This window comes from Pseudomonas sp. TR47 (genome assembly GCF_044143025.1).
In the GTDB taxonomy this organism is placed as follows: Bacteria; Pseudomonadota; Gammaproteobacteria; order Pseudomonadales; family Pseudomonadaceae; genus Aquipseudomonas; species Aquipseudomonas putida_E.
In genome coordinates this window covers 262000-276362 of record NZ_JBHFCS010000004.1, presented here as the reverse complement: position 1 = coordinate 276362, position 14363 = coordinate 262000, and the positions used below count along the sequence as shown (strand labels likewise).

The following is a 14363-nucleotide window of genomic DNA, read 5'->3' as shown; positions in this document are numbered from 1 at the left end:
CGCTCAAAGCTTCAGTGCATCGGCCACGAAGTCCAGACGATCCTGGCCAAAGTACATCTGGCCATCGACAAAACAGGTCGGCGCACCAAACACCCCGCGCTCCACAGCCTCTTCTGTCGCCTGTTTCAATGCCGCCTTCACCTCTTCGTCGCCAGTCAGCACCTGAAATTCAGCGGCGGTAAAACCGGCTTCAGCGAGCACCTGCTCCAATACGGTGACATCACCAAGGTTGCGCCGTTGTACCCATAACCCGTTGAACAGCGCCGCGAGCAAAGCGTCGAAGCGTTCCGGCGCGCGCAACTGCGTGCCCACCAGGCCACGCATCAAGGCCAAGGTGTTGATGGGAAAGCCAGGCGGCAGCCCGAACGGCACGCCATAGCGCGCGGCAAACCGCGCCAGGTCGGTGAACATGTAGCGCCCCTTGGCGGGGATCATCACTGGCGACGCGTTGCCTGTGGCCTGAAACACGCCGCCAAGCAACATCGGCCGGTAACGCAACGCTGCGCCATGGCGGGCGCACAGCGCCGGTAGCTGGGTCCAGGCCAGATAGCTGGCGGGGCTACCCAGGTCGAAGAAGAACTCCACGGTCTTGCTCATGCAACGCACTCCTTTAAGGGTAGGGCTTACCAGCGCTCCATCCACGGGCGCAGGTCGAGTTCGAAGGTCCAGGCGTCGCGTGGTTGTGCGTGCAGGAACCAGTAGCTGTCGGCGATGTGCGCGGGATCCAGAATGCCGTCCTGATCCTTGAGGGCGTAGCGTTCGGGGAAACTGTCACGGATGAATGCGGTGTCGATGGCGCCATCCACCACCACATGGGCAACGTGGATATTGCGCGGCCCCAACTCACGCGCCATGCTTTGCGCCAAGGCCCGCAGGCCATGCTTGGCTCCGGCGAAGGCCGCAAACCCGGCTGCGCCACGGGTGCCCGCGGTGGCACCGGTAAACAGGATTGTGCCGCGCTCACGCACGACCATGCGCCGTGCCACCGCCTGGGCGGTGAGAAAGCCTGCGAAGCAGGCCATTTCCCAGATCTTGAAGTACTTGCGCGGGGTTTCCTCAAGGATGCTACAGGGGACATTGGCGCCAATATTGAAAACGAAGGCTTCGATCGGCCCGATATCCCGCTCGATGGTTTCGACAAGCTCGGCGACTTCATCTTCCTTGCGTGCATCGGAGGCAAAACCGTGTGCCTGTCCGCCGGCAGCACGGATCTCTTCCACCAAGGGTTGCAGTTTGTCGACCTGACGCCGTGTGACGCAGGCGATGTACCCCTCACGGGCAAAGCGCTTGGCGATTTCGCCGCCAGTGGCATCTCCCGCACCGATCACCAGCACCACTTTTTGTTGTTCTGTCATACGCGCCTCAATTGATGAACGATCGTTTAGTAAACGAACGCTATGTTACGATCACCGGCAACGTCAAGCCCGCCCGCGAGGTTTTTCAGGTGCGCTACTCAACTGAACACAAGCAACAAACCCGTGACAAGCTGCTAGCCAGCAGCGGTGCGCTGGCCAAGCGCGGCGGTTTTGCCAGCACCGGCGTGGCCGGGCTGATGAAAGCCATCGGCCTGACCGGCGGCGCCTTCTACAACCACTTCCCGTCCAAGGACGACCTGTTTACCGAAGTGGTCCGCCAAGAGCTGTGCAACAGCCCGCTGGCACGCCTGGCCAATCAGGGCGCCAGCCGCGAACGCCTGGTGCGCTGCCTGCAGCAGTACCTGAGCCTGGCGCACCTGCACAATCCCGAAGGCGGTTGCCCGCTGCCGCCACTGGGCGTGGAGATTGCCCGCGCCGAACGGCCGGTGCGTGAAGAAGCCGAGCACTGGCTGGTGAGCCTGCACAGTGCGTGGAGCCAGACGCTGGAGGATGAAGCCCTGGCCTGGGTGCTGATCAGCCAGTGTGTCGGGGCGCTGGTGGTCGGGCGCATGCTGGCCAGCGAGTCGGTCCAGACCCAGCTTCTGCAAGCCAATCGAAGTTGCGTCGAAAGGGCTCTGAATGAGAGCTGCTAGCCTGCTGTGTGCAATGTTGCTGAGCACTACGGCCTCGGCCGAGCAGGCCTGCCCACCAGGGCAGTATCAGGTCTGCCTGATGGGCTGCTTTTGCGCGCCGATCGACCTTGGCCAGGCCGGCCAGGTGCTCAAGGACGTCGAGGTCATGGCCTCCAGCAGCCTGGCCTTCGCCTTGCGCCAGGCCCGCGATGAAGCGACCGCCAACGGCAGTGAACCGATCCCCTTGCACATCCGAGCCCAGCTTGAGGGCTGGTATGACTTTGCCGTGCTCGATACAGCGCGCTATCGGGTTGGGGACGAGCAGCAGATCAGCGCCGCCAATGCCCTGCTGCAGAACCCGGATGTGAATGCGGTGACGCTGATCGACACGATCATCTTCCGCCATGCCAGTGATGCAGAGGACAACGTGGCACTGTGGGCGCATGAGCTCAAGCATGTGCAGCAGTATCAGGAACTGGGGGTAGAGGAATTCGCCCGTCGCTATACGCGCAATTACGAGGCGCTCGAAGAGCCGGCCTACAAGATCGAGGCCGAGGTCGGCAAGGCCTTGCGCCAGCGCAGTTCGGGGCAGGCTCGTTAGCCTTCACCGGCCTCATCAGGAGGAAGCAGTAGCCCCCTCACCCTCTTCCACCCTGCTGGCATACCGCTGCGCCAGCACCGCACACACCATCAACTGGATTTGATGGAACAGCATGAGCGGCAAGATCATGGCGCCGATGCCACTGCCCACGAACAACACTTGCGCCATTGGCACACCCGTGGCCAGGCTCTTCTTGGAGCCGGCAAACAGGATGGTGATGCGGTCTTCCAGGCTGAAGCCCAACACCTTGCCCAGTAAGCGCGTACCGTACAGCACTACCGCCAGCAGAATCCCGCATACGGCGAACAAGCCCGCCAGGTGCTGCGGCGATACCGTGTGCCACAAGCCCGTCACTACCGCCTCGCTGAACGCGGTGTAGACCACCAGCAGGATCGAGCCCTGATCCACCACTTTGAGCCAGCGCGCATTGCGTTTGACCCATGCGCCAATCCAGCGCCGCGCAATCTGCCCGGCGATGAAGGGCACCAACAGCTGCAGGGTGATTTTCAGCACTGCATCCAGGCCCGACCCGGTATCGCCCCCAGCCCCCAACAGCAGCATCACCAGCAGCGGCGTCAGGAAGATCCCGATCAGGCTGGACGCCGCTGCACTGCAAATGGCAGCTGGCACGTTGCCGCGGGCCAACGATGTGAAGGCGATGGCCGACTGCACAGTGGCGGGCAAGGCGCACAGGTAGAGCACGCCCAGATACAACTCGTTGCCCACCAGCGGCACGAACAGTGGCTTGAAGGCAAGGCCGAGCAACGGGAACAGCACGAAGGTGCAGGAGAACACCAGCAAGTGCAGGCGCCAGTGCCCGGCACCGGCGATAATCGCCTCGCGCGACAGCTTGGCACCGTGCAGGAAGAACAGCAGACCGATGGCCAGGTTGGTCAACCAGCCGAAATACACCGCGCCATCACCAGAGCAGGGCAACACGGTGGCGATCAGCACTACCCCGAGCAAGGCCAGGGTGAAGTTGTCGAACAACATGCGCAAATACTTCATAACAGTTCCGTCTTGTCGTTGTGCAATGACAGACGATAAGGTCTTGAGCTTTTTCCCGCTAACGCTGGAACCCCCACCGGTGTCGCTCAACGGACACAGTCTGAAAAGGATCGTTGCATGCACTTCGCTCGCCTCACTGCAGCTACCGCGCTGGCGTTGATCGCCGCCACGGCAAACGCAGCCGCCCCCCTGCAGGCCCAGGTCGACGAGATCATCCGCCCACTGATGCGTGACCAGGACATCGCCGGCATGGCCGTAGGCCTGTACGTAAACGGCCAGGCGCACTACTTCAGCTACGGCGTGGCCAGCAAGGCCGACAACAAACCCGTCACCGCCGATACGCTGTTCGAGATCGGTTCATTGAGCAAAACCTACACCGCTACCCTTGCCGCGCTGGCCAGCGCCGAAGGCAAGCTTGATCTCGACGCACCGGCCCAACGCTACCAGCCAGCCCTTGCCGGCACGTCGCTGGGTAAAGCCAGTGTGCTCGAACTGGGGGCGTACAGTGCCGACTGCCTGCCCCTGCAGTTCCCTGACACTGTCCAGACGGACGAGCAAGCCCTGGACTTCTTCCGAACCTGGAAGCCCCGTGCTGAGCATGGTACCCAGCGCTGCTATTCGAACCCAAGCCTGGGGCTGTTCGGCGACTTGGCAGCACGCGCGCAGCAGCAGCCATTCGCAGAACTGATGACCAAAAGCCTGTTGCCACAAATGGGCCTGAAACACACCTACCTGCAGGTACCTGCCAGCGCGCAGGGCCTCTATGCCCAAGGGTATGACGCACAAAACCGGCCGGTGCACGTCAGCCCGGGCCCGTATGCCGATGAGGCCTACGCAATCAAGACCAGCGCCAGCGACCTGCTGCGCTACGTGCGCCTGCACATGCAGCCAGCCGAGCTGTCGCCTGCGTTGAGAAATGCGGCCGCCATTACCCAGGCGGGCTATTTCCAGGTCGGTGCAATGACCCAAGGCCTGGGATGGGAACGCTACCCCTACCCCGCAGCGCTCGATACGCTGGTCGATGGCAACGGTTCACGGATGGTTCGGGAGCCTCAGGCCACCCAGCGTCTGAACCCGACACGCCCCGCCCTGCCCCAGGCCTGGTACAACAAGACCGGCGCCACGGGCGGCTTTGGCGCCTATGCCGCGTTCATTCCGGCCGAAGGCAAGGCCATCGTTATTCTGGCAAACCGCAATTATCCCAACGAAGAACGCGTGCGTGCGGCCTACCGGATCCTCTCCAGCATTGACCGCTGAAAGGCACCCCGAGCAGGATTGTCCGACAAGATGTAGTGGAAAAAAATATTCACTACAAAACGGTTGACGCCATTCATCGCGCTTGGGCATGATGAAGCCGTCTCCCTGATCGGGAGCGGTGGCAAGGGTGTTCCAGATGGCCTGCGCGGTAACGCAGGCCGTCCGTGGAGAGGGAACTGTCCAAAAGGCAGCGTGAGAAAGCCCCTGTTGCGATGCTGCTGTAGCAGCCTTGGTAGTGCGCTACATGCTGTAGCGCCAACTGTGAAAATCACCAACAAAAACGGGTAATGGGGGCTTTATGATGAACTTGAACAACAATCCCACAATTGACCAACTGGCCCAGCTGTTTGCCATGCGCAAGGACAGCCTCGACGACCACCTGCTGTGGGTCAGCCAAACCGGCGAAGTGCGCCTCGACCGCCTGCCGCCGAACACCATCGAAGATGAATTCGAAGAGCACCTGCCCAGCATGCGTGCCCGCTTCAAGGTCTACCGCCGTGGCCAGGGCTACGTCGGCAAGAAGGCCGCCGCCGACACCGAGTTCGTTGGCCGCGTGCTGCAGACCCTGCAACAAGAATGGCCCGCCGCCCGTGAGCGGCAGGCAGTCAAGGTGATCGAGCCGCTCAACTGACCCTTCATTGAGCTGCCACACCACTTCCTGAGCCCGGCCCGCATAGGCCGGGCTTTTTCATGCCTGGCGACGCTGTCGCTGCGGCAATGCCAATGCGCCAATCGCCAGCGCCCTGGCCCGCTCGACGCCCCATACCAAAGCACGTGTCATGGTCTCACCCGGGCGTGCCGGGTAATACTCTTCCAGCAACGCTTTGCCGTCCTGGCCGTACAGCCCAAGGAACAGTTGCGTGGCGCCCAGCCGTGACAGGCGCACCTGTACATCGATGGTGGTGCCATCGCTCAGTACTTCATCGTGGCTGCGGCAGTGCAATTGCGCATCGGCCCACTGCCAGTAAGCCTCTTCCCTGACCCGCATGCAAACAGTGCTCCTTTCCTGAGATCCCCAGGCAGAAGACCACAGCTGCATCGATTCGGCGAGCACAACCCAGCGTTACCATGAGCAAGATCAAACAAGGAACAAAAAAAACCCGCGAAGGGTGCGGGGTTATGTGAACGGGGTCACTTTCTCGGCGCAACCCTCGGCGTGAAGCGGCCCTTTTTGCTGCGTTGCAGATGTGCCGGTTGCAACTGCTCCGAATCATCCAGCGTCATGTGGGCAAAGCCCAGGCGAAACGCTGCCTGACCGCAGCGCACCTGGCTGTTGATAGGGAACGCATCATTCATGTCTTCGAAAAAGGACTCACTCATGCCCTGTCTCCATTTCAGTGGCGACCGCGCCGGCAAGTGAAGGGTTTTGCCTGGAAAAACGCAGCCTGTGAAAGTGAGACTAGCCGGTCATTTACGGACTGCTCGGGCAAACCACCCGGAGCCGACAAGTGGCACAATGCCTTTATTTCAGGCGCACAGCGGTGCCCGTGGCGAACACTACAACCATGCCGCCTTGCACTGAGGGCATGCTGATTTCGAAATCCACACCCACCACTGCATCGGCTTGCAACTGCCGTGCCCGTGCTTTCAGTTCCTCGGTTGCCTGCTCGCGGGCGAGGCGTAGTGCGCCCTCCAGCGTCTGTGAGCGGCCGCCGAAGAAGTCGCGAAAGCGTGCAAAGAAATCGCGCACGAAGTTGATGCCTTGCACCGATTCGGAGCTGACTACGCCAAGGTATTCAGCAATCGGCCGGCCTTCGAGCTGGCTGGTGGTGGATATGATCATCGCAGGCTCCGGTGGCGTGACAAAAGAGCCCGAGTCTAACAAAGCATCGGCCCTTCGGGTTTACCCGGGAGAGGGCCGAACGGCTCTACACAACCATTATTGAGCGCTCGCAGCCCGTAACCGCTGGCCAAGCTTGGGTCCGAACACATTGACCAGCAGCCCGAGCATCACCAACAGCGCCCCCCACCCCTGCACTGCCGTCAGCCGCTCACCCAGCAACCAGGCGGAAGAGCTCAAGCCAATCACCGGCACCAGCAACGAAAACGGCGCGACCTTACCCGCCGGGTGCCGCGACAGCAGCGTGCTCCACAAGCTGTAGCCGAGCATGGTGGCTACGAACGCCAGGTAGATCAGCGCCAGCACCGAGCTCCAGCTGATATTGGCCAGCGCATGGCCGATACGCTCGGGCCCTTCCAGCCACCACGACAGGGCCAAAAACGGCAGCGGCGGGATCAGCCCGCCCCAGATCACCAGCGCCACCAGGTCGACCGAGCCAAACCGCCGTGTGATGATATTGCCCATGCCCCACATTGCGCCTGCGCACAAGGTCAGCAGTAGCGCCACCATCGGCACGTGGCCACTGTCCTCGCTGCCGATCAGCGCCAGCCCGCTGGCTGCAACCAGCAAACCCAGCAGGCTCGCCAGGCGCAAGCGCTCACCCAGAAACAGCGCAGCGAACCCGAGGGTGAAGAAAGCCTGGGATTGCAACACCAGTGACGCCAGGCCTGGCGGCATGCCGCTATACATGGCCTGGAACAGGAAGGCGAACTGCCCCAGGGAAATCGTGGCGCCATAGGCGATCAGCCAGCGCCACGGCAGTTTCGGCCGCTTGACCAGCAAGATCGCCGGGAACGCAACCAGCAAGAAGCGCAACGCCCCCAACAGCATCGGCGGCAGGCCATCGAGGCCCACCTTGATGACCACGAAATTGACTCCCCAGGCGACGATCACCACCAGGGCAATCAGCAGGTCCTTGAGCGGCATTGCAGCTTCCTTCTTCAGGCGTTCTAGACATATTTCGTTACAGCATAAAGCCATTTGCACATGCTGGACCGGCACAGTTAGGCTTCGGCCTTGCGCAACAGTACAGATATTCTGGAACGGGCTCGGGCGTTCACCCTGACTCAACCTCCCTGTAACGTTGCACAGCGCGACCAACTCATACCTTGGGGCGCCCGGTGACCCAATAGTCAAGCGCCACTTTTCGTTTCAATCAGGCCACACCATGACCGATATCGCAGGGCAACTCGACCCTCCCCTGTTACCCGTCGACCAGCCTCGGGTGGTGGTCTTCGTTGCCTACCCCGCCATGGGCCTGCTCGACCTCAGCGGCGCGCAGACCGTGTTCTGGGCAGCCACCAAGGCCATGGCCGAGCGCGGCCTGCCCGGCTACCGCCTGCATACCGCCAGCCTCGACGGTGGCCTGCAACCGACCGCCGAAGGCCTGGTGGTGGCCACCGAGCGCCTGGATGATGCCATCGCCCAGGCCGTCGACACGTTGATCGTACCCGGCGCGCCGGACATCATCCGCAGCCTTCCCGAGCACGGTCCGCTGGTGGCCTGGCTGCGCCGCGCCAGCCAGCACGCCAGGCGCACCGCATCGGTCTGCAGCGGCACGTTCCTGCTGGCCAGTGCCGGCCTGCTCGACGGCCGTCGTGCTGCCACCCACTGGGCCATGTGCGAGGTGTTGCGGCGCGACTTCCCGGCCGTGCAGGTCGACCACGAATCGATCTTCGTTCAGCAAGGTACCGTGTGGACCTCGGCGGGTGTGAGTGCAGGGATCGACCTGGCACTGGCGCTGGTCGAGCTGGACTGCGGCCGCGACGTCGCGATGCAGGTGGCGCGCGAACTGGTGGTGTTTCTCAAGCGCCCGGGCGGCCAGGCGCAGTTCAGCGAACTGCTCAAGCTGCAAGGCCAGGACTGCGCGGAGTTCGAAGCCCTGCACCTGTGGCTCAATGAGAACCTGGGCGACCCACGCTTGAGCGTGGAGCGCCTGGCCGAACAGGCGCACATGAGCCTGCGCAATTTCACCCGGGTGTACAAACTGAAGACCGGCCGCACACCGGCCAAGGCGATCGAGGTGTTCCGCCTGGAGGCGGCCCGGCGCCAGCTGGAAAACACCGACAGCCACATCGAGCAGGTCGCCCGCCTGTGCGGCTTCGGTAGCGAAGAACGCATGCGCCTTGCCTTCCAGCGCCACCTGGCCGTCACCCCGCGCGACTACCGTGCGCGCTTCGCCCGCAGCGTGCCGCTGGCCGAAATTCAGGGTTCTTTGGCCTAGGGCCCGCGCTTCGTCGCCCGTAGCATCGTTGATCGCAAACAAGGGCTACCTTGTTCTATCCGGACCTTCCAGGAGCACAACGATGAAAAACATCCTGATCATTGGCGCAGGTTTCGCCGGGCTGTGGAGCGCCCTGAGCGCTGTCCGCCAACTGGACCTGCATGGCCGTGCGGATATCGAGGTGACGCTGCTCGCGCCTCAGCCCGAATTGCATGTGCGCCCACGGTTCTACGAGCCCGACGTGCACACCATGGCTGCGCCGTTGCAGGCGTTGTTCGAGGCGGTGAGTGTGCGTTTCGTGCAGGGCACGGCGTTCCACATCGACGAAGCCGGCAAGCGTGTGAGCTACCGCACCCAGAGCGGCACCGAATGCAGCCTGCCCTACGACCGGCTGATCATGGCCTGCGGCAGCGTTCTCAACCGCCCGGACATGGTCGGTATCGAACATGTCTTCGATGTCGACAAGATCGACAGTGCCGCACGCCTTGAGGCCCACCTCAAGTCCTTGGCCAACCTGCCCGACACCCCTGCACGCAATACCGTGGTAGTGGCGGGCGGCGGCTTCACCGGCATCGAGACCGCGACCGAGCTGCCATCGCGCTTGCGCAATATCCTTGGCGAGCAGGCACGGCTGCGCGTGGTGGTGGTCGACCGCGGCGTGAAAATCGGTGCAGCTTTGGGCGACGGCATTCGCCCCTCTATCGAGCAGGCCTGCGAGTCACTGGGTATCGAATGGATCTGCGCGGCCAGCGTGGCCTCGGTCGACCCCGAAGGCGTACTGCTGGACAACGGCCAGCGCATCGAGGCCGGTACAGTGATCTGGACCGTGGGCTTCAAGGCCAACCCGTTGACCGAGCAGATCAGCGGCGAACGCGACCGCCAAGGCCGCCTGCACGTGGATGGCAGCCTCAAGGTCAAGGGCAATGATGCGGTGTATGCCGCCGGTGACGTGGCCTACGCGGCCTGCGATGAGGCGGGCAACTACGCGGTGATGTCCTGCCAGCATGCCATCCCGCTCGGGCGTTACGCGGGCAACAACGCTGTGGCCGAACTCATTGGCGTGGCGCCCATGCCCTACAGCCAGCCCAAGTATGTGACCTGCCTAGACCTGGGTGCCTGGGGCGCGGTATACACCGAGGGCTGGGAGCGCACGGTCTCGCCGCCCACGGACAAGGCCGAAGCGAAGGTGCTGAAGTCGCAGATCAACTCGATCTGGATTTATCCGCCAGCGGCCACGGACCGTCAGGCAGCATTGGCGGCGGCGGACCCGACCATACCAGTGGCCTGACCCAGCATCCATGGCCCACGCTTGGCAGCGCGGCAACACCTGCGCCGCGCAAGCAGTTCAATCCCGCTCGAAGAAGCTTGGGCCCTTTTCCTTCAGCAGCGCTACCAGCGCCCCGGCTGCCGGCGACAGGTAGCCGTCGGTGCGCACGGACACCGCCACGGTCCGGCGCATGGTGGTTTGCTGCAGAGGCACCTCGCGCAACCACGTCATCCCCAACCCGTGTTCCAGCGTTTCCCGTGCGACAAAGCTGAGCAGTCGCGTTCGGGCGATCAGCCGTGGCAACAGTGAAATCGCGTTGGTTTCCACCTGCACTTGCGGCGCCGGCAACTGGTGGCTGATGAATACATTGTCGATCCAGCGCCGCGCTGTAACGGTCGGCCCTGCCAGCACCCAGCGGTACTGGCAGAGGTCCTTCAGCTCGATGGGCCCGCAGAACACCGGATGCTCGGCGCTGGCCACCACAATCGCCTCATCTTCAAGGATGGCATGCGTGGTGAACTGCGGGTCATCGGCAAGCTGCGGCGAAATGATCACATCCAGGCGCCCCGCCCGCAGCGACTCCTTGAGTACATCGTCCTGCGCGATAGACAGCTTCAGGGTTACCTCAGGCGCCCGCTCGAGCAAGGCGGCGGTCAGGTGGGGCAGCAAGTGGTCGGCCATGCTCGCCGCGCAGCCCAGGCGAATGTTACCCACCAGCCCATTGGCAAAATCGCGCACCTCACGCTCGGTTTCGGCGATGTTCAGTTGCAGTTGCCTGCCCCGTGCCAGCAACAGCTTGCCGACATCGGTGAGTTTGATGCGGCGGCCGTCGCGCTGAAACAACCGGGTGCCCAGCGACTCTTCAAGCCGTTGAATGCTCTTGGTCAGTGCCGGCTGGCTGCGGTTGAGCTTTTCTGCGGCTCGGCCCAGATGGCCGAGTTCGGCGATGGTTTCGAAGTAGGCGAGATCGCGCAGGTCCATGATTCATGAATTTCAGTTATGGATTCATCAAAAGTAGAAAATAGACTTGATCGATTACGCAGTCGATAATTTTCTGCGCTGGCGTTGCCAGCCCGCGTTGTCGCTACGCAAGGAGTATCCCCGTTGCAGACTGCCCTCCCAGGCTCTTCCAGAACCCCCATCCTGTGGCTAGCCCTGCTGACCTGCGCCGGTGCCTGCGGCCAGCTGCTGCATGCCATGGCCGTACCGGCCGGCTTGTTCCTCGGCCCCATGCTGGTAGCCATTGCGTTTGGCGTATCCGGAGCACGCTTGAGCATGCACCGCCAGGTGTTCCGCTTCGGCCAAGGCTGTGTTGGCCTGCTGGTCGCACACTCGGTGACCTGGGCTGTGCTGGTCTGCATGGCGCACTCCTGGCACATGATGCTGGTGGCCACCTTCATCACCGTTGCCCTGAGCGCCCTGGTCGGGCTCGGTACCGTGCGTTTCGGTGGCATACCTGGCAGCACGGCTGCGTGGGGAACCGCGCCCGGTGCGGCCTCGGCCATGGTATCGATGGCCGAAGAAAACGGCGCCGACGCCCGGGTGGTGGCGACCATGCAGTATGTGCGGGTGGTGTGCGTGGTGATGATCGGTGCACTGGTCAGCCACCTGCTGGGCGCTACGCCGGGCAACGGCGCCGTGGCCAGTTCACCGGCGGTGATGCAAAGCCCGAACCTGTTCGACACGGCACTCAGCGTTGGCGTGGTGCTGTTCGGTATGCTGGTGGGTAGCCGCATGCCGGCCGGCGCCCTGCTGATGCCGCTGTTGCTCGGCGGTGCGCTGCAACTGGGCGGCGTGCTGACGATCACACTGCCCGCACCGCTGCTGGCCTTCGCCTATGGCGCCATCGGTTGCTACATAGGCCTGCGCTTTGACCGGCAGACCGTGCGCTATGTGTGGAAGCGCTTGCCGACGATGATTGCAGGCGCCATGGCCTTGATCATCCTGTGTGCCGCCTGTGCCTGGGTACTGGCAATGGCCATGGATACCGACTTTCTGTCGATGTACCTGGCCACCAGCCCCGGGGGGCTGGATGCCATGGCGATCATCGCGGTCGAGACGCATGCCGACGTCGGGCTGGTGCTGGCGATGCAGACCTTGCGCTTGTTTGGCGTGATTCTTACCGGGGCCTTCTGTGCTCGGCAGATCATTCGAATGACACAGGCATGACCTGCCTGAGCGCGCCCTGCGCTGACGGTCAGCCGCGCAACGCCGCCTCGATTGCGGCCACATCGATCTTGCCCATGTCCAGCATCGCCTCGAACGCCCGCTTTGCCGCCGCCCGGTCCGGGTTGCCGATGGCTTCGATCAGGATCCTTGGGCAGATCTGCCAGGATATTCCCCACTTGTCCTTGCACCAGCCGCAGACGCTTTCTTGTCCACCATTGCTGACGATGGCATGCCACAGTCGGTCGGTCTCGGCCTGGTCCTCAGTGCTGACCTGAAACGAAAATGCCTCGCAGTGGCTGAACGCCTTGCCGCCATTGAGCCCCACGCAAGGGATGCCCATGACGGTGAATTCGACCGTAATCACATCACCCGCCTTGCCTGAGGGGTAATCACTCGGTGCCTGATGCACCGCGATCACCTTGCTGTCGGGGAAAGTGCTGGCGTAGAAGTTCGCAGCGTCTTGCGCGTCGTGATCGAACCACAGGCAAATCGTGTTCTTGGCAGTCATGGCAAGGCTCCAGGGATAGGCCGGGACCTTTCAGTCTAGCCCCTGGGCACGGCACGGCGATGGGCGGGGCGCACGCTTGATCGGAGTGCGTCAAGCGCAGTGATTGCCGATGTCTGGCCAAATCAGAAAATCCCTACACGCAGCGGAGAATTATCGAGTCTTTGCACGCTTCACTTATCCATCCGGCAAGCACGATCATCTCCAAAGCGGCCTATAACCGACTTTTTTCAGGGAGATTCAGGTTTGTCGGACTTCCAAGCAAAGCTGCAGCACCTTACCGCTGAACAGGTCGAGGCGCTGTACAGCGAATACATCAGCGGTGAAAAGATTGCACACCTGCTCAAGCGCTACGCCATTGACGTGGCACCCAGCAGCCTGATCAAGGCGTTCCCGCCCCTGCCCTGCGCCGCCCTGCGTTGCCCCTACTGCAAAACCAGCCTGTATGAACGGCGTAAAAGCCGCACAGCTTCGAGCTGCCACGAAAACATGGCCTTCTGCAAAACCTGCGAGCATCGCCATTACTTCCCCGGGCGTACCCAGTGGCGCCGCGATTGCGCGTGCCAACCGTGCCTGGCGGCGCGTCAGCAGGCCAGGCTGGAGCTGCAAGCACAACAGCGCCAACGCATAAGGGAGCACTGGTCACTGGCCAGACGCCGGCCGATACCTCTGCGCAGCCTTTCGATAACCCGCAAGCTGCAACTGTTGGCCCTGCTCGAGGTGCGAATGGACAAACAGCTTGACCGCCTGCTCCCGGCAGAGCATCCCACTGGCGATGAATGTCTCAGCCCGTCCAAGGCCATGGATGCAAACCTGCTGCAGGCTTTGCAAGAAGACCTGATCCTGCTGGTCGACCCTGATTCGCCGCCGGTATGTTTCAGCAATGACCCAACGCCCAAGGCATGGCGTGACAAAGTGTACTGGGTGGTCAATGTAAGCCTGCACGGGCACCAACGTGCCCGCCTGACGCCGCTGCATCGCGCGCTGCTTGAGCTGCTGGGCGCAGGCCCCCGGCCCGAGTGGCGCGAAGAGCTCAGCGAGGCAATCACAGCCTTGGCGATTGAAGAGGTGTTTGCCTGCATTGCTTCACGCTGCGCTGCGCATGGCCTGCCGTTCGAAGCTAGCGCAAAGGCCGAGCGGGTTGTCGCGCAACTGCTCGGTATGCTGCCAGTAGCGTCTGCCTGGTCGCTTGTCGACGGCGCGGTGCACGGCGCGCTTGCCTACAGGGCGCGCAGCCATGTCACGCCGCTTCATGCCAGCAGCACCATTCCCGCCAACATGCTGGCGGCGGCTGAACGGGCCGTGAGGGAGCAGTGGCAGTTCAGCCCGTGCAGCTACGCCAGCAACGCAGTGCTCAACCACTACAGCCGTGTGCTGTTCGATGTACTCCTGCGACAGGCGGATCACGGCCTGCGGCGCAGGATTGCCGAGTACATCGAGCAGCTTCCCTGTCGTGGCGCATAACGGCAGTCACTTCAGCGTTTTTTCCAGGCCCTTGACGATCC

The 14363-nt window shown here is 62.7% G+C and carries 17 protein-coding genes; 8 read left to right on the top strand and 9 right to left on the bottom strand.

From position 1 onward, the window contains the following. Positions 1 to 3 precede the first annotated feature (3 nt). Positions 4 to 597, bottom strand: a complete 594-nt coding sequence (locus tag ACEWE8_RS06865) for a 2-hydroxychromene-2-carboxylate isomerase (RefSeq protein ID WP_046785446.1) — start codon at positions 595 to 597, stop codon at positions 4 to 6. 26 nt (positions 598 to 623) lie between these two features. Further along, positions 624 to 1355, bottom strand: a complete 732-nt coding sequence (locus ACEWE8_RS06860; RefSeq protein WP_046785447.1) for an SDR family oxidoreductase — start codon at positions 1353 to 1355, stop codon at positions 624 to 626. Positions 1356 to 1444: 89 nt separating this feature from the next. Between ACEWE8_RS06860 and ACEWE8_RS06855 the strand changes: the two genes are divergently transcribed. Both ACEWE8_RS06855 and ACEWE8_RS06850 read left to right on the top strand, forming a co-directional pair. Further along, positions 1445 to 2008 (top strand): TetR/AcrR family transcriptional regulator, encoded by a 564-nt coding sequence (locus tag ACEWE8_RS06855; protein WP_046785657.1) that lies wholly within the window; start codon positions 1445 to 1447, stop codon positions 2006 to 2008. Beyond that, complete coding sequence (locus ACEWE8_RS06850; protein WP_046785448.1) at positions 1995 to 2588, top strand: DUF4157 domain-containing protein; 594 nt, start codon at positions 1995 to 1997, stop codon at positions 2586 to 2588. The genes ACEWE8_RS06855 and ACEWE8_RS06850 overlap by 14 nt, the downstream gene beginning before the upstream one ends. 15 nt (positions 2589 to 2603) lie before the next feature. Here the strand turns inward: ACEWE8_RS06850 and ACEWE8_RS06845 are convergent, their stop codons facing one another. Then, positions 2604 to 3596, bottom strand: coding sequence for a bile acid:sodium symporter family protein (locus ACEWE8_RS06845; protein ID WP_046785449.1), 993 nt, complete (start codon positions 3594 to 3596; stop codon positions 2604 to 2606). Between the two features lie 117 nt (positions 3597 to 3713). Between ACEWE8_RS06845 and ampC the strand changes: the two genes are divergently transcribed. Next, positions 3714 to 4853: a class C beta-lactamase gene (ampC, locus tag ACEWE8_RS06840; protein WP_046785450.1), complete on the top strand. Its 1140-nt coding sequence runs from the start codon at positions 3714 to 3716 to the stop codon at positions 4851 to 4853. A 298-nt stretch (positions 4854 to 5151) separates the two neighbouring features. Continuing rightward, entirely contained in the window at positions 5152 to 5484 is a 333-nt protein-coding gene (locus ACEWE8_RS06835) for a hypothetical protein (RefSeq protein WP_012314240.1), read from the top strand. 57 nt (positions 5485 to 5541) lie between these two features. On the opposite strand, the gene ACEWE8_RS06830 is transcribed toward ACEWE8_RS06835, so the two are convergent. The 4 genes from ACEWE8_RS06830 to ACEWE8_RS06815 all read right to left on the bottom strand — a co-directional run bounded on the left by ACEWE8_RS06830 (position 5542) and on the right by ACEWE8_RS06815 (position 7620). Beyond that, the gene (locus tag ACEWE8_RS06830; RefSeq protein ID WP_046785451.1) at positions 5542 to 5841 is read right to left on the bottom strand and encodes a hypothetical protein; all 300 of its coding nucleotides are present in this window, start codon (positions 5839 to 5841) and stop codon (positions 5542 to 5544) included. 143 nt (positions 5842 to 5984) lie between these two features. Then, complete coding sequence (locus tag ACEWE8_RS06825; protein ID WP_012314238.1) at positions 5985 to 6173, bottom strand: hypothetical protein; 189 nt, start codon at positions 6171 to 6173, stop codon at positions 5985 to 5987. A gap of 142 nt (positions 6174 to 6315) precedes the next feature. Next, entirely contained in the window at positions 6316 to 6636 is a 321-nt protein-coding gene (locus tag ACEWE8_RS06820; RefSeq protein ID WP_012314237.1) for a YbjQ family protein, read from the bottom strand. A 96-nt stretch (positions 6637 to 6732) separates the two neighbouring features. After that, positions 6733 to 7620 carry an O-acetylserine/cysteine exporter gene (locus ACEWE8_RS06815; protein WP_012314236.1) on the bottom strand — a complete coding sequence of 296 codons (888 nt, stop codon included), beginning with the start codon at positions 7618 to 7620 and terminating at the stop codon, positions 6733 to 6735. Between the two features lie 241 nt (positions 7621 to 7861). Between ACEWE8_RS06815 and ACEWE8_RS06810 the strand changes: the two genes are divergently transcribed. Both ACEWE8_RS06810 and ACEWE8_RS06805 read left to right on the top strand, forming a co-directional pair. Beyond that, positions 7862 to 8917: a GlxA family transcriptional regulator gene (locus ACEWE8_RS06810; protein WP_046785452.1), complete on the top strand. Its 1056-nt coding sequence runs from the start codon at positions 7862 to 7864 to the stop codon at positions 8915 to 8917. 82 nt (positions 8918 to 8999) lie between these two features. Continuing rightward, the gene (locus ACEWE8_RS06805; RefSeq protein WP_395589237.1) at positions 9000 to 10205 is read left to right on the top strand and encodes an NAD(P)/FAD-dependent oxidoreductase; all 1206 of its coding nucleotides are present in this window, start codon (positions 9000 to 9002) and stop codon (positions 10203 to 10205) included. 57 nt (positions 10206 to 10262) lie between these two features. On the opposite strand, the gene ACEWE8_RS06800 is transcribed toward ACEWE8_RS06805, so the two are convergent. Further along, positions 10263 to 11165, bottom strand: coding sequence for a LysR family transcriptional regulator (locus tag ACEWE8_RS06800; protein ID WP_046785454.1), 903 nt, complete (start codon positions 11163 to 11165; stop codon positions 10263 to 10265). A 216-nt stretch (positions 11166 to 11381) separates the two neighbouring features. Here ACEWE8_RS06800 and ACEWE8_RS06795 point away from each other — a divergent pair, with 216 nt between their 5' ends. Continuing rightward, positions 11382 to 12353, top strand: a complete 972-nt coding sequence (locus tag ACEWE8_RS06795) for an AbrB family transcriptional regulator (protein WP_237858964.1) — start codon at positions 11382 to 11384, stop codon at positions 12351 to 12353. A gap of 28 nt (positions 12354 to 12381) precedes the next feature. Here ACEWE8_RS06795 and ACEWE8_RS06790 read toward each other — a convergent pair whose 3' ends face one another. After that, the gene (locus tag ACEWE8_RS06790) at positions 12382 to 12861 is read right to left on the bottom strand and encodes a VOC family protein (RefSeq protein ID WP_046785456.1); all 480 of its coding nucleotides are present in this window, start codon (positions 12859 to 12861) and stop codon (positions 12382 to 12384) included. Positions 12862 to 13104: 243 nt separating this feature from the next. On the opposite strand from ACEWE8_RS06790, the gene ACEWE8_RS06785 reads away from it, so the two are divergent. After that, positions 13105 to 14322, top strand: a complete 1218-nt coding sequence (locus tag ACEWE8_RS06785; protein WP_046785457.1) for a hypothetical protein — start codon at positions 13105 to 13107, stop codon at positions 14320 to 14322. The last annotated feature ends 41 nt before the right edge of the window (positions 14323 to 14363 follow it).

What these genes read in the sequence shown, in the direction of transcription:
- ACEWE8_RS06865 (WP_046785446.1), bottom strand. Translation starts at nt 597, where the DNA reads ATGAGCAAGACCGTGGAGTTCTTCTTCGACCTGGGTAGCCCCGCCAGC.
- ACEWE8_RS06860 (WP_046785447.1), bottom strand. Translation starts at nt 1,355, where the DNA reads ATGACAGAACAACAAAAAGTGGTGCTGGTGATCGGTGCGGGAGATGCC.
- ACEWE8_RS06850 (WP_046785448.1), top strand. Translation starts at nt 1,995, where the DNA reads ATGAGAGCTGCTAGCCTGCTGTGTGCAATGTTGCTGAGCACTACGGCC.
- ACEWE8_RS06845 (WP_046785449.1), bottom strand. Translation starts at nt 3,596, where the DNA reads ATGAAGTATTTGCGCATGTTGTTCGACAACTTCACCCTGGCCTTGCTC.
- ampC (WP_046785450.1), top strand. Translation starts at nt 3,714, where the DNA reads ATGCACTTCGCTCGCCTCACTGCAGCTACCGCGCTGGCGTTGATCGCC.
- ACEWE8_RS06835 (WP_012314240.1), top strand. Translation starts at nt 5,152, where the DNA reads ATGATGAACTTGAACAACAATCCCACAATTGACCAACTGGCCCAGCTG.
- ACEWE8_RS06830 (WP_046785451.1), bottom strand. Translation starts at nt 5,841, where the DNA reads ATGCGGGTCAGGGAAGAGGCTTACTGGCAGTGGGCCGATGCGCAATTG.
- ACEWE8_RS06825 (WP_012314238.1), bottom strand. Translation starts at nt 6,173, where the DNA reads ATGAGTGAGTCCTTTTTCGAAGACATGAATGATGCGTTCCCTATCAAC.
- ACEWE8_RS06820 (WP_012314237.1), bottom strand. Translation starts at nt 6,636, where the DNA reads ATGATCATATCCACCACCAGCCAGCTCGAAGGCCGGCCGATTGCTGAA.
- ACEWE8_RS06815 (WP_012314236.1), bottom strand. Translation starts at nt 7,620, where the DNA reads ATGCCGCTCAAGGACCTGCTGATTGCCCTGGTGGTGATCGTCGCCTGG.
- ACEWE8_RS06810 (WP_046785452.1), top strand. Translation starts at nt 7,862, where the DNA reads ATGACCGATATCGCAGGGCAACTCGACCCTCCCCTGTTACCCGTCGAC.
- ACEWE8_RS06805 (WP_395589237.1), top strand. Translation starts at nt 9,000, where the DNA reads ATGAAAAACATCCTGATCATTGGCGCAGGTTTCGCCGGGCTGTGGAGC.
- ACEWE8_RS06800 (WP_046785454.1), bottom strand. Translation starts at nt 11,165, where the DNA reads ATGGACCTGCGCGATCTCGCCTACTTCGAAACCATCGCCGAACTCGGC.
- ACEWE8_RS06795 (WP_237858964.1), top strand. Translation starts at nt 11,382, where the DNA reads ATGGCCGTACCGGCCGGCTTGTTCCTCGGCCCCATGCTGGTAGCCATT.
- ACEWE8_RS06790 (WP_046785456.1), bottom strand. Translation starts at nt 12,861, where the DNA reads ATGACTGCCAAGAACACGATTTGCCTGTGGTTCGATCACGACGCGCAA.